Source organism: Salipiger sp. HF18 (assembly GCF_011806505.1).
In the GTDB taxonomy this organism is placed as follows: Bacteria; Pseudomonadota; Alphaproteobacteria; order Rhodobacterales; family Rhodobacteraceae; genus Salipiger; species Salipiger thiooxidans.
The window spans coordinates 1-13250 of record NZ_JAATOS010000085.1 but is presented as its reverse complement, the minus strand read 5'-3'; the positions used below and the strand labels follow the sequence as shown (position 1 = coordinate 13250).

Annotated in this window: 9 protein-coding genes and 3 pseudogenes; 8 read left to right on the top strand and 4 right to left on the bottom strand. The window is 61.8% G+C overall.

The annotated features are described in order from the left end of the window. Window positions 1–109 precede the first annotated feature (109 nt). Genes HC022_RS10085 through HC022_RS10070 form a run of 4 tightly spaced genes read left to right on the top strand, consistent with a single transcriptional unit; the run spans window position 110 to window position 3465 of the window. Entirely contained in the window at window positions 110–1162 is a 1053-nt protein-coding gene (locus tag HC022_RS10085) for an ABC transporter permease (protein ID WP_254885036.1), read from the top strand. Then, complete coding sequence (locus HC022_RS10080; RefSeq protein ID WP_167452334.1) at window positions 1162–1938, top strand: ABC transporter ATP-binding protein; 777 nt, start codon at window positions 1162–1164, stop codon at window positions 1936–1938. Before HC022_RS10085 ends, HC022_RS10080 begins: the two co-directional genes overlap by 1 nt. Then, window positions 1938–2843, top strand: a complete 906-nt coding sequence (locus HC022_RS10075) for an MlaD family protein (RefSeq protein WP_167452333.1) — start codon at window positions 1938–1940, stop codon at window positions 2841–2843. Before HC022_RS10080 ends, HC022_RS10075 begins: the two co-directional genes overlap by 1 nt. Window positions 2844–2847: 4 nt before the next feature. Beyond that, window positions 2848–3465, top strand: coding sequence for an ABC-type transport auxiliary lipoprotein family protein (locus tag HC022_RS10070; protein ID WP_167452332.1), 618 nt, complete (start codon window positions 2848–2850; stop codon window positions 3463–3465). Window positions 3466–3651: 186 nt separating this feature from the next. On the opposite strand, the pseudogene HC022_RS29080 reads toward HC022_RS10070, so the two are convergent. Next, window positions 3652–3812 (bottom strand): annotated as a pseudogene (locus HC022_RS29080) (helix-turn-helix domain-containing protein); the annotation flags it as partial. Between the two features lie 73 nt (window positions 3813–3885). On the opposite strand from HC022_RS29080, the pseudogene HC022_RS10065 reads away from it, so the two are divergent. Continuing rightward, window positions 3886–4758 (top strand): annotated as a pseudogene (locus tag HC022_RS10065) (IS3 family transposase); the annotation flags it as partial. Between the two features lie 885 nt (window positions 4759–5643). Here the strand turns inward: HC022_RS10065 and HC022_RS10060 are convergent. From HC022_RS10060 to HC022_RS29075, 3 genes and pseudogenes are all read right to left on the bottom strand, one after another. Then, a complete protein-coding gene (locus HC022_RS10060; RefSeq protein WP_167452331.1) occupies window positions 5644–5886 on the bottom strand; it encodes a hypothetical protein in 243 nt (80 codons plus the stop codon). Continuing rightward, window positions 5883–7160, bottom strand: a complete 1278-nt coding sequence (locus HC022_RS10055) for a UvrD-helicase domain-containing protein (protein ID WP_167452330.1) — start codon at window positions 7158–7160, stop codon at window positions 5883–5885. The genes HC022_RS10060 and HC022_RS10055 overlap by 4 nt, the downstream gene beginning before the upstream one ends. Then, window positions 7157–8515, bottom strand: a pseudogene (locus tag HC022_RS29075) (PD-(D/E)XK nuclease family protein). The gene HC022_RS10055 and the pseudogene HC022_RS29075 overlap by 4 nt, the downstream one beginning before the upstream one ends. On the opposite strand from HC022_RS29075, the gene HC022_RS10040 reads away from it, so the two are divergent. The 3 genes from HC022_RS10040 (at window position 8487) to HC022_RS10030 (ending at window position 13184) form a co-directional block, all read left to right on the top strand. After that, entirely contained in the window at window positions 8487–10697 is a 2211-nt protein-coding gene (locus tag HC022_RS10040) for a UvrD-helicase domain-containing protein (RefSeq protein WP_167452327.1), read from the top strand. The pseudogene HC022_RS29075 and the gene HC022_RS10040 sit on opposite strands and share 29 nt — an antisense overlap. Window positions 10698–10756: 59 nt before the next feature. Next, the gene (locus tag HC022_RS28750; RefSeq protein ID WP_217703949.1) at window positions 10757–12238 is read left to right on the top strand and encodes a hypothetical protein; all 1482 of its coding nucleotides are present in this window, start codon (window positions 10757–10759) and stop codon (window positions 12236–12238) included. A 394-nt stretch (window positions 12239–12632) separates the two neighbouring features. Next, complete coding sequence (locus HC022_RS10030; protein ID WP_167452326.1) at window positions 12633–13184, top strand: ATP-binding protein; 552 nt, start codon at window positions 12633–12635, stop codon at window positions 13182–13184. Window positions 13185–13250: the final 66 nt, after the last annotated feature.

Genomic DNA, 13250 nt, shown 5'->3' with positions numbered 1-13250 from the left:
GCCCGCCGTGGCATCCTGATCAGACTCGGACCTCTCCGAAGGTCCACGCTCCTACACCACGCGCGGGGGCACTATCCCCGGCACCATAGTCCTGCGGGGCGATGTGAATTTGGCAAGCCTTGCCTCGACGCGGACAATCCTCGGGGGCGAGGGAACTATCAAGGCGTTCGATTTGTCGGGCGTTGGCGTGCTCGATACGGCTGGTGCCTGGCTGATTGCCTCATGCCGCAATGCCGCGGCCCTCAGGGGCGAGACGATTGCCGTCATCGGGGCCAGTCCAGCACAGACCCTGCTGCTTAAGACGGTGACAGACGCTATGGCGGACGCTGCTAAAGTCCACCAACCGCGCGGCCTACATCATGCAATGGGAGATGGTTTAGTCGGACTGGGTGAAGCCGTCAGCAAAAAGGCCTCAAGCATAGCTGAAAGCCTTGGATTTCTGGGCCTTGTCATGGCCCAGTTCGGGTGGACGGTCCTGCATCCATCGCGGCTGCGCCTGACAGCTCTGGTTCATCACATGCACCTGGCCGGGCTGAATGCAGTGCCCATTGTGGTCCTGATGGGCTTCCTCATCGGCATCGTACTGTCATTCCAGGGTGCCTCGCAGCTAAAACAATTCGGTGCCGAGGTTTACGTCGTCGACCTGATCGCTATTTCGATCCTGCGAGAACTTGGGATCCTGCTGACCGCGGTTATCGTGGCGGGGCGATCTGCATCGGCATTTACGGCGACCATCGGGTCGATGAAAATGCGCGAGGAAATCGATGCGATGCGCGTTCTCGGACTTGATCCGATCGAGCTGCTGGTGCTGCCCCGTGTCTTGGCATTGGTGATCTTGCTGCCGCTACTTGGGTTCATCGCCGACATGGCTGGACTGGTTGGTGGAGCGTTGATGGCCTGGATCGAGTTGGGCATTTCGCCCGGCATGTTCCGCACCCAGCTGTTGAACAATACCGACGTGTCGCACCTGTTGATTGGTCTGGCCAAGGCACCAGTGTTTGCGGTGATCATCGGTGTTGTCGGCTGCCATCAGGGGATGCAGGTCAAGGGCGATACCGAATCGCTGGGCAACAGAACCTCACGATCGGTCGTGGCCGCGATCTTTCTGGTCATTGTCGTGGATGCAATGTTCTCAATCTTCTTTGCTGTCTGGGGGATTTGATGAACCTGGAGCCGATCATCACGATCCGCGGGTTAGTTAACCGGTTCGGCACGACTGCGGTTCATGATGGCCTGGACCTCGATGTTTTCCGGGGCGAGGTTCTGGGCGTGGTAGGGACCTCTGGTAGTGGTAAATCCGTGCTACTACGCACCATTGTCGGCTTGCAGGTCCCAAACGCTGGTCATATCTCGGTTCTGGGCACTGACGTGCTAACAGCCGATCCGGAGCACCTGCGCACAGTGCAGAACCGCTGGGGCGTCATGTTTCAGGGCGGCGCGCTGTTTTCGTCCCTTACCGTGCGCGAAAACGTGGCGGCCCCCATGCGAGAGCGGCGTGGCGTCGATGCCCGAACCCGTAATGCGCTGGCCGATCTGCGGATCGCGATGGTGGGTCTGCCCGTCTCTGCGGGGGATAAATCACCATCCGAGCTTTCGGGAGGGATGCGCAAACGAGCCGGGCTGGCACACGCGCTGTCGCTCGATCCCGAAATCCTGTTTCTGGACGAACCCACCGCCGGTCTCGATCCTATTGGCGCGACGGAATTCGATGAGCTGATCAAGGCGCTGCAACAGGCTCTGGGGCTGACGGTCTTTCTGGTCACTCATGATCTCGATACGTTGCACGCGACCTGCGACCGCATCGCTGTTCTGGCCGAACGCAAGGTCATGGTCACCGGTACGATGGCTGAAATGCGCCTTGTCGATCAGCCTTGGATACATGCCTATTTCAACGGCCCTCGCGCCCACGCCGCCCAACCAATGTCCGTGGCAACCTGATGGAAACGCGCGCCAGATACCTGCTGGTCGGGGTTTTCACGATTGTTGGCCTTGTTGCAGTGATGGGATTTACTCTTTGGCTGGCAAAGGTCCAGATCGATCGGACCTACGCGCAATATGACATCGTTTTCGACTCTGTCGCGGGTCTTGGGCAGGCAAGCACCGTTCGATACAATGGAGTTGAGGTTGGCAAAGTGTTGTCAATCGCACTCGACCGTGATGATCCGGCGCTGGTCCGGGTCAGGATCGAGATCTATGCCAGTACCCCGGTGCGCGAAGACACTTTGGCCACACTGTCATCGCAGGGCGTGACCGGCGTGTCGTTTGTCGCATTGGCGGGAGGGCGCGCTGATGCCGAGCCCATTGGCGTCGTACCGCCTGCCGATGTACCGCTGATTCCTTCGGAACCCTCAGCATTTCAGAACCTTCTGACAGATGCCCCGGATGTCCTGGCCGAGGCGATCCTGCTGATGCGCGATATCCGGTCGTTCACCACGCCGGAAAACGGGGCCGCAATCACCGCAATCCTGCGCAACGTCGAAACTGCTACCGCGAGAATCGACGCCATGGCGACGCGCACCGAATCCGTGATGGCCTCGGCCGAGGTAACGATGGCAAATGCCAGTGCTACCCTTGTCGACCTTCAGGCGCTCATCGCCAGTGCCGATGGCGTTCTTGTCGATGATCTTCCAGCCATCACGGACCAGCTGGGCGCGGCAGTCGACAGGCTGGGCCGCTCGGCCGCCGGGTTTGAAACCTTTGCCAATAACGGGCTGCCGCAGTTCAGCGCCCTTGCCACAGAGGCACGCGCCATGGTGGCACATATCAATGCATTGACCTCCCGGATCGCGAGCGATCCAGGGCGTTTCCTGCTGGGCAATCAGACCCCTACATACAGGAATTGATACCATGGAACTGATCCGGAAAGTCATCGCTGTCCTCGCCCTATCTTTCCTGTCGAGCTGCGGCGCGCTGACAGCCATATCCGACGCCAGCGCACCGTTGGATGACTACACCTTGTCTCCCGCGGTGTCCGCATCTGCGGCCCGGTCCGGCGGTGCACATCTGGTGGTCGAACTGCCCGTGTCGGCGGGGGTCCTCGCGACAGATCGGATCCTGATCAAACCGCTGCCATTTCAGGCCCAGTACCTTCCAGGTGCACGGTGGTCGGAACCAGCGCCGGCGCTCGTCCAATCACTGTTGGTCGCGTCGTTTCAGAACCTCGGGGGCTTTGGTCTGGTGGGGCGAACAGGTGTAGGGCTGATGCCAGACTATACGCTGATGACCGATCTGCAGGCGTTTCAGGCAGAACCGGGAGGGCTCGACACAGAGCCGTTCGTTGTCCGCATTAGCGCCATGTTGACGCTTATCAGTGAATCCGACCGGAGAATCGTAGCCTCTCGCCGGTTTATCGTCACGTCGCCGGTTCAGACGGATGACACTTTGGCTTTGGTGCGGGGCTTTGACAATGCTATGCGATCGGTCCTGCTCGAGGCGGTGCTTTGGACCACTGCGCAGACAAGGTAAGGTTCTGGTCTCGAGAGCTTCCACAACGCTGCAAAAATTAAAAAAATAGTCCATCTGTGAATTGTCGCGCACCAAGTGCACTCGCTTGTGCAAAGGAGCGCACTGTATGACAACATGCAGGCGTTACCGATGCCATTTCAAGGGAAACTCACCTTCGCGAATCTACGCTTCAACGACCGCGGGTCTTCAGTTGGTGGTGGCCCACATCCGATACCGCCCCTGCCGGTCACCTCGCGGATAAGGCCTCGCGTTTCCATCCAGGCTAGGTTGCGCTGGACGGCGGCGCGGCTAGCACCGGTCAGGGTCTCAGCCATTGGGGCGGAGACTAGGGGCCAATCAGTCATGATCCGGCCCCTTTGAAGTGGTCCACCCACGAAGCCTGAAATCCGATAGGATTTCGACGAACAGGAGGACTACTGAATGGCTGGAAAGCGTAAGAAGCCGGAAGACGTTGTCACCAAGCTGCGTCAGGTCGAGGTGCTGCATGGCCAGGGCCTGTCGATGGCCGATGCGGTGCGGCAGATCGGGATATCGCAGCACACGTTCTACCGCTGGCGGAAGCAGTATGGCGGGATGAACCGGGCACAGTTGTCGCGGCTGAAGGAGCTCGAGAAGGAGAACCTGAGGCTGCGGCGGGCGGTGTCCGCCCTGACGCTCGAGAAGCTGATCCTGACCGAGGCTGCACGGGGAAACTTCTAAGCCCTTCGCGCCGCCGCGAGTGCGTGGAGCATGTGTGCGAGACACTCGGCATCTCCGAACGCCGGGCCTGCCGGGTGCTCGGCCAGCACCGCTCCACACAGCGCAAGCCACCGCTGGGCCGGGAAGATGAGGAGCGGCTGACCGCCGACGTCATCGAGCTGGCCCGGGAGTATGGCCGCTACGGCTACCGCCGGGTCGCCTTGCTGCTGCGGCGTGCCGGCTGGCAGGTGAACCACAAGCGGGTGGCGCGCATTTGGCGGCGCGAAGGGCTCAAGGTCCCACACAAGCAGAAGAAACGCGGCCGGCTCTGGCTGGCCCCTCTCGTGACATCACTTCGTGATGCACTGTCGGGCAGTGGACGGCTCCTGCGTGCGGCTGAAGCCGGAGCATCCCAACCACGTCTGGTCCTACGACTTCGTTCAGGACCGGACCAGTGACGGCCGGGCCTACCCGACGCTCAACATCCTCGATGAATATACGCGGGAGGCGCTGATGATCCGTGTCGACAGGCGACTGAACTCCACCGATGTCCTGAACGCCCTGACCGATCTCTTCATCCAGCGCGGTCCGCCGCGGTTTATCCGGTCCGACAACGTCCTATGTCGGGAAAATCTGGCTGCTTAGGTCAGCAGGTCGTGTGGCATCCGGCTGTCCGGATATAGTGGCGCAAGCTGTTCGCGCATGACCAAGGGTTTCCGACCACTTGTCCTGCCATACGTCGAAAGACGCAACCGCGCGCGCCTCGGGGCCTTACTCGTAAATGATCTTCTCTTTGCGCCCGTCCTTCCAGCACGGCAGTTTCTCACCGGTGTTCCACTCGTAGAGCCACCAGACGACCTCGCGCGTCCTAGCAGGGTGCTGAAATAGTCGGGCGAGCGGAATTGTTTTCCGTCTTGCTAGGCGTGATGGCGCGATCCTCCGGCCGTTCCTTGCCCTCGGCCAGCGCGGCGCGGCGCCCGCCGTATTCAGATGCCCCTTGATCCCATTTCAACCGTTCACCCGGTGACTGGCGCAGTCCGTCTCGTGAGCCCGGCGCTGTTGGCCGAAACCTACCTCTGCCCACCTCCTGCGGCCTTTGAAGACACCTCAGCTATCAGGGAGGCGAAGAGCGCTCCCTGGTAGTCGAGCCTTGCGGTCGCTCCCGATGCCACGATCGCCGCCGTATCGAGAGCCCTGAGCGATCTGATCCATGCCGCGCCCGCGCTGGATCCCGCGTCCGTGGAGGTGGATCGTCTGCCCGAGGGACGTGCGCGCACCCATCTGACATCGCTACGTGATCTGTGGCGAGACATAGGACGTCTCCCCGAAGATCTGGTACCGCTTGCACACGCGCAATCCTGCAAGGCCGAAGATGCCCTCGCCCCATTACCGCTTCTATCAAGCGGCAGTCGGATCGGGGCCAGAGCCAGCGAAGTTGCTCTTGCAGAAATGCTCGAGCGCCATCATGGCTCGACGGTGAATGTGAGGGCGTTCCCGGGTCTAATCCCTGCCGGGTCCGGTCTTCTTTCGACGTTTCAATCCGCTGGCATGGCACCAGGCGCGCCCATCTCCGTCACTGCCCTGCGCGACCCCCTTGAGGAATTGCGCCACGCCGCCGCGCGAGCGCAACGCATGCTGGACGATGGCACAGTCCATAGCGCCGAGGAGATCGGCCTTCTTTTGCCCGACGATCCCGCATGGCTGGTCGACGCGGAGGCTGTCTTTGCCAATCTGGGTCTTCACCTCGGAGGTCTGCCGGGCGCACCCGCTCGGGATCGAGCGACCGAAGCACTGCATCTCATCCTGACGGTGTTGAACAAGCCTGCGCCCGGCATGGCTGCCGTTGCTCTTGATGCACTGGGTCTCGGGACCTCCGACGGTGAGCTGCGCGGGCTTCTGCGCCGACATCCTGCCACGGGTGGCGAACTTGCGAAAACCCTTCGCGCAATCGCCTCGCACGTTCCGGGGGAGATCGCCAGGGCTCTGCGGGCCATGACCTGCGGCCCGGAGGAAGCCCCCGTCGACTGGGCTGGTCTCATTGCAGCAACCCGTCCCGGTACCGTGCCCGAATCCACCACGCCGAGCCGTTGCTTGGCCTGCGCGAACAGGCGGCGCACCTCCTGTGCGCCAGCGAGCAGCATCTGCAGGCGTTGCGCCGTCTCGTTCTTCGGGCCTGGATGGCGGGGCAATGCCCCAGCGGCTTGCATCACGGCTTCGGCAAGGTCGTCGTAGCAGTCCGGGGTCGGCTGGACCCTATTCTTCACCCGAAGGCTCGTTAGACGCTGCCACCAGGCCCAGTCGGTGTAGGCATCCTCCGACAGTCCGCGCTGGAGGTCACGATTGTTCGACGTGAAATCCTTTGTTGCGGCACCGCTCTTTGCCCAATCGACAATCCCGTCCGGGAAAGCTTTGAGCATGGCTTCGATGGAGCGACGCAAGCCTGCATCCAGCTTGTCGCCGCTCGCGTCCGTCTTTGGCCAGTCGGTCTTCAAGGCTTCGGCCGCGCGCGCAGGCAGTTTCGGATCGTCGCCGAATTCCCCAAGCTCGTTCAGCTTGGCGATGGCGGCACGCAGATCCTTGCGGAATGCGTCCGTGGCGTCGCCACCTGAATAACTCCAAGCATAGCCATGCGCTTCGAGATTATCGGTGAAGACCCTGAGCGTTTCGGCGTCTGCCATTGCCCTTCGCAGAAGCAATTCGGCCTCCGCATCCTCGATCAGCCGCAACGAAGGGGACAGGCCTGCAGCGAAGGCATGCTCGGTCAAGATCCGTTTTCCGAGGGAGTGGATGGTGGAGACATAGGCCCGCTCGATCGCGGCAGCCTCCTCAAGTCGACCTGCCGCCAGCAAGGCCCCGCGGATACGGCCCTTGAGTTCGGAGGCGGCTGTCTCGGTAAAGGTAACAGCGAGGATGCGTTCGGGTCTGATTGCATGACCGGCAACCCATTCCCTCAGCGTCTCCTGGATGTGCCAGGTTTTTCCCGCACCTGCACCGGCCCCAACGATCTGGAATGTCATTGGTCATCCTCCCAAAGGAATTCGCTCACGATCGTGTTGTCGAGGGCATAGGCACCGACCCCGAGGTCATCGAAGAACTTGGCGTCGACCGCTCCATTCAGCGTGACGCGTCCCTGCCGCAGGGCTGCGACGGTTTCAGAAAGCTTTTCCTTCGCCGCGCCATGCGTATCGGCGTCCAGGGGACCAAAGGGGTCTCCGGCCAATGTGCCGCTGGTCACGGCCACCATGTCCGCAAGGCTGAGGTAGCCCACGGCGACAGCATTCTTCCCCTCCGCAAGCGCGCTGCCCCGGATCATGTCTCCGTAAAGCGCGGCCTGGACGTCCCAGCCATTCTCCATGCGCTTCACGCGTTTGGTGGATTTGCCGCTCTTGTAATCGATCACCAGGATGGTCCCGTTAGGCAATTTGAGCAGGGTGTCGGCTTTGCCGTGGAGCCCCATGCCAAAAGCCTCGCCGGACAGGTATTCCTCGGTCGCGTGTATGGTTGCGCCGGCTTCTTGCAACATCTCGGCCTATCGGATGGCAATGCGTGTGAGGTCGCTAGCGACGTGACGGCGTTCGACCGTCCAGGCGGGAGCCGCGAGGAACCGCAAGTCGCGATCATCCTCGATAGCGGCGTCGATGGCGACGGGTACAGCCTCCGCCATGCTGCCGGGATCGGGCGGTGGACCAGGCGGGAAGAGCGCTTCCAGCACCTTGTGCAAGAGCGATCCGCGTACCATCGCATCGAGGGCATCCGGCCCCCACCCCTTGTCCTCGATCCCCAGTTCGCCAAGAAGCCAGGCGAGAGGAGACACGAGCAGCGTGTCGAGGCGCGAGGGCGATTGGGGGCGCACCGTGCCGTCTTCCTTGAGGCGCAAGCCGGTGAGGTCGCGATTGAGGTCGATCGTGCGATCGGCCGGGAAAGTCCGCGGCGCTGCCGGGAGCGGAACGTGGGTGTCAAAGAGCCAGTCGGCCGGATCCTCTGACAGGGGGCGGATCAGGTCCTCGGCTTTTGTCCCAAGCCTGTGCGCGATCAAGTCGAGCGTGGCAGCAGGCGCCAGCCGGGCCCCAGCGCGATCACGGACGGGGCATCTGATCTCGATACCTTCCGAGACTGCGGCGAACTGCCGATCCAGCCGTGCGCGGGCAAGTTCGAGCGATGCACGGCGGCCAGGCGGGGCGATGCCGCAGCATTTTTCGATCAGGTCAATCTCGTGCTCCAGCCAGAACGGACCGGACCCCGACACGCTCGGGAAACGGTCACCCGCGAAGCCGATCGCCAGGAGACGGCGGACTTCGCGCCACGGGTTCTGTCCTTCGGTGAAAACCGCAAGCGCGCCGCGCGTGGCCGCAACCGGGGCTTTCGGCGACATGATCGCCCGGGCAGAGGCCCTTCTGCGTGCCCGTCCCGAGGCTGTCGCGGCAATGATGGACGGAATCGACTGCGTGATCGTGGACGAGTTCCAGGACACCAACCCCGTTCAGTTCGCCCTTTTGGCGCATCTCATAAAGGCCGCCCCCCGCGTCGTCCTGGTGGGGGACGGCAAACAGGCCATCATGGGGTTCCAAGGGGCCGACGCGCGCCTCGCGGCGGCCCTTGCTGCGCAGCGCCCCAATGATGCGCATACGTTGGACACCAACCGGCGGTCTGTCCCCGGGATCATGAACCTCGTTAACGATCTCGGCGCCGGGCTCTTTCCGGACTATGCGCCCCTGGCACCTCATCGTACCGCGGCTGGCGGAATACCGATCGACGTCATGCGTGTCGAGAACAAGACCGCGACCAGCAAGGGAGAACCACTTGCAAAGGGTTCGCATCACATCGCCGAGCGCATTCGCAGCCTGTTGGAAGAGAAACGCACGATTGTCGACAGGACGACGGAAACTCCCCGACCCGTGCAGCCTTCGGATGTCGCCATCTTGTGCCGCACGCACGACAAGGCGCGGGAATACGCAGACTGCCTTACGCACTTGGGCATCCCCGTGGATCTCGCCGAAGATGGCTGGTTCACTTCGGAGGTTGTCACCGTCGCCCGGGCGGCGCTTGCCGTGATCGCCGATCCATCAGATGCCTTTTCCGCCGTCATCTTCCTGACGCATGGCCCGGCGGCCGTGTCGCTGGAAGCCGCCCTGACTGCCGTGCTGGATGGCACCCTCGCCGGGCATCCCGCGCTGGCTTCTCTCGGGGCGTTGCAGGACAGGGCATCCAGTTGGACCGCTGCAAGGCTGCTTGCGGGGCTGCGGACCGAGGCCGGTCTCGATGACTGGGCCGCCGGGCTGGAGGATCCTGCCCGCGCCCACGCCGACCTCGCCCGCCTTGACGCGGAGGCCGCAGCATTCGAGGCCGCAGACCCCGTCACCCGTGCGGCCTCGGGTGTCTTCGGCTGGGACATCCGATCCTTTCTCGCATGGCTCGCGATCCGCGCGGATGCGGGCGATGATGCACGTCCCGATCCGAGCGGCTCGACAGCGCTCGGCGTGAAGATCGCGACGTGGCACGCGTCGAAAGGGCTTGAATGGCCCGTGGTCTGTGTGACCGGGCTCGATTGGACTGTCGGAGAGCGCGCCAATACCTTGCGGATCGAATTCACCGGTTGGGACGCTCCCGAAACTTTGCTCGAGCGGGCAACCATTCATTATCATCCCGCTGTTGCATGCCGGGAAGTGGCCGCACATTTCGCAGCTGTCCGCTGCGAGCCCGCCGCGGTAACAGAGCGCTGCCTGTCCTATGTTGCCATGACACGCGCACGGGATCTGCTGGTTCTGGAATGGCCAGACTACGTGAAGGAAGACGCGGACACGGTTTCACGACTGCTGGTTGAAGAAGGGAAGCTCGAACTCGGAACCGGAGAAATCACTGTCGGAAAGTCGAAGCATCCTGCGCGTCTGACCAACCATGGCAAGGCCTTCCCCGAGTCCTTCGCTGACAAAGGCATCGAAACAGCAACCGAAGCTGAAGTCCGACCCGGTCGCCCGGAAACTCCAGGTCCGCGCGGCGCGCCTCTCTTCCTGCGTCCATCCGACGGCGGTGAGGCGACAGCGCTATGGTCTCTCGAGACCCATGCCCTTGGTGCCGCTCTCTCGCGCGAGGCGTTCGACGATGCAAGACTGCGCGGAAGCGCGCTTCACCTTGCCATGCGAGTCTTTCTACAGCGCCCTGACCGGGCAATTGATCTGGGCGCAGCAACCGGCCTCTCGCCAGAGACCCTCGCAGCTCTCACGGAACAGGCGAGAAGCCTGCGTGAGACATTGGCAGAGCATGGCTTCACCGACTTGCACCCTGAGCTTCCATTCGACACAGAGATTGCAGGCGGCACCCGGGTCCGCGGCACGGTCGATCTCCTCGGCCTGAGCCAAGATGGGCGAGAAGCAGTGATCATCGACTACAAGTCGCCTGCACCGGCCTCCCCTGTCGAAGCTGCCCAGCCGTACCTTGCCCAACTCGGAGCATATGTCGGCGCACTTTCGACGCTCCGCCCTGAAACCCGGCTGGCGCGTGCGGGCATCCACTTTCTAGGGTCGGGCACGCTTGCATGGGGCTCGCCCAGCATGTGACACCCTGCGCAAAGCCAGTTGGCGCTGGCCCTCACCTCCTACACCCTGAAAGCCGCCGAATGACTCTTGCCCCCGCCGAGGCAGAACGCCTCCTCCGTTCCCGCTACGGTGATCCCGCAAAGGCACCGACCGACTACATCATCGGTTTCCGAAACCCAGTCGGGCGCGTCCTTGCCATCCACCGCACGAGCCAGACCACTCGTGTCTGGTTTCAACCACCCGCGCCACCTCATCTGGACGGCGTCGCGCTTCTGACCGAACGAAACAACGGCAACTCGAACATCAACGGGCCCCTTTCGCCCTTGAAGCGGCCAGACACACAGCGGGTAGAAATCGACAGCCTGACAGCCCTTCAGCACTTCCTCGACTGGTACGACGGCGCGCCCGCCAAAGCACCCAAAGCGCCTGATCTGCTGGAGGGCTTGGATTTCACCAGCGCCTTCGCCCGCTTCCAGTCGCTGATTACCGCCTTCGACGCCCCTTTCACGCGGTTTGACGAAGGACTCATCGCCGCCTGGGAAAGCTACAAGCCCCGCCTCCGCGCCGAGGCCTTGATCCGCCTCGGCGCTGAAACTTGGACGGAAGATCGGATTGGCTCCGGCGCCATCGTCGCCAAGGTCATCGACGCCATCGAAATCCAGGCGACACATGGCGACCTTAAGAACAACTTGGTGTTCTGGCGGAACCAATATGGCCACGCCAACCGCGACCACCGCGCCCTGATCGAAGCGGCGACAACAGGCACCGGCCTGCAAACCCTCGAACGCCTGTTGTTCCAGCTCTATCGAACCGACCGGGACGAAGGCGCGTTGTTCGACGAATTGAGCAAGGCGACCGGCGCGAAATACCCGCTGATGGCCTACCTGTTCTTCCTCAAGGACATGGATCGCTTCATGCCGATCCAGCCCACCGGCTTCGACCATATCTTCGGCGAGATCGGCCTGGAATTCCGCACCCTGCGCAATTGCACCTGGGAGAACTACAGCCAGTTCAACGGGATCTTGCATGCCCTCCGCAAGCCAATCGCGGATCAGGCAGGACTAGACCACGTCCGCCTGATCGACGCCCATTCCCTGCTGTGGCTGTTCTCGACCCTGTTGCGTAAAGAAGCCAAAGGCGAACTGGCAAAAGGTGAAAAGGCCGACGCGCGCTACCTCGGTGCCCGGGAGAAATCGATTGCCGACATTAAGTATTCGGTGGGCAAGACGGTCTTCAACTCCAACGGCCAGGTGGTCCCGACGACAGTCAAGAACAAGGAGCTGCGCATGTCCGACGCGGAGTTGGACAAGCTGATCCGGGACCTGCTAACCATCCAGGAAGACCGCTGCGCCATCACCGGCCTACCGTTCCAGTTCCGAGGCGCACAGACGGACGACAACATGCTGCCCTCCTTGGACCGCATCGACAGCAATGGACACTACGCCAAGGAGAACCTGCAGTTGGTCTGCCGCTTCATCAACTTCTGGAAGCAGGCGTCTGATGACGGTGAGTTCCGCAGATTGGTTGGCGTCGTTCGCGGCGATGACATGGCGGGTGGATAGCAGGCGCCGAAACTGCGAAACGACAAGCACAGATACCAGATCGGCCCAAACCAGCCGGCCGCCCTCGCCTGATGCTGCGGAGTAGCATACTCAAAAGCGGCCGTTCGGAAGATGTCGCAGCATGAACTTGACTACGATGGAAGCAATGAACCAGATTATGTACCCGCCTGTTCGATGGCGATTTTCCTGGCAGGTCATCCCTCATATTCCCACCTGGACCCGCGCGTCACTCCCCCTCTCGGCGATACTGCGCACACCAAGGCATTCGCGCCTAGCATTGGTGCCAGCTTGAAAGCCGCACATCCATCACTGGCAATTTTTCAGCGCGAACATTTACAAACAAAAGTGACGCTTCTCGATTGTCGCGGTAGAACTTTTTTAGGGATTGTTCATCATGGCCAAGATCAAACCAACTCTAGCTTTCCAAGACACCGCGCAAATCGAGGCGAACTTGGAAGTCTTTGCCGCCTATTTAGCAGAACTCGACGTTGATCTGGCCGCAGCTCTGACGCCCTTGCTTGCCGACCTGTCCGAGACTCCGATGAAGCGTGAGGATATCTTGGACATCCTCATGGCCGCCCTGCTAGCAGCTGAGGCTGAAGCAGCGGCATCTGGCGCCGCGGAAGCGGCGTCGGCTGACGAGGCGAGCGTGTCTGCAGCAGTCGAAAAGGAGATAACACCCCCTCCGTCAGTACCCATCGCGCCGCCGATCGGCTGGTTTCTTGAGCAGCTTCAGATCGAAGGCTTTCGTGGGATCAACAACCAAGGCGCAACACTCGTCCTGAAATTCAAGCCGGACGCGGTAAGCTCGATTTCCGCACCAAACGGAGTTGGCAAGAGCTCGATCTTCGACGCCCTTACCTTTGCCCTCCGAAAATCCATCCCTAAACTCGATAATCTGGCCGCCGCTGAAAAGGGGCGCGACTATTACCTATCAGGGTGCTGAAATAGTCGGGCGAGCGGAATTGTTTTCCGTCTTGCTAGGCGTGATGGCGCGATCCTCCGGCCGTTC

Coding starts and splice junctions, on each gene's coding strand:
- HC022_RS28750 (WP_217703949.1), top strand. CDS start 10,757: ATGACTCTTGCCCCCGCCGAGGCAGAACGCCTCCTCCGTTCCCGCTAC.
- HC022_RS10080 (WP_167452334.1), top strand. CDS start 1,162: ATGAACCTGGAGCCGATCATCACGATCCGCGGGTTAGTTAACCGGTTC.
- HC022_RS10070 (WP_167452332.1), top strand. CDS start 2,848: ATGGAACTGATCCGGAAAGTCATCGCTGTCCTCGCCCTATCTTTCCTG.
- HC022_RS10030 (WP_167452326.1), top strand. CDS start 12,633: ATGGCCAAGATCAAACCAACTCTAGCTTTCCAAGACACCGCGCAAATC.
- HC022_RS10055 (WP_167452330.1), bottom strand. CDS start 7,160: ATGACATTCCAGATCGTTGGGGCCGGTGCAGGTGCGGGAAAAACCTGG.
- HC022_RS10075 (WP_167452333.1), top strand. CDS start 1,938: ATGGAAACGCGCGCCAGATACCTGCTGGTCGGGGTTTTCACGATTGTT.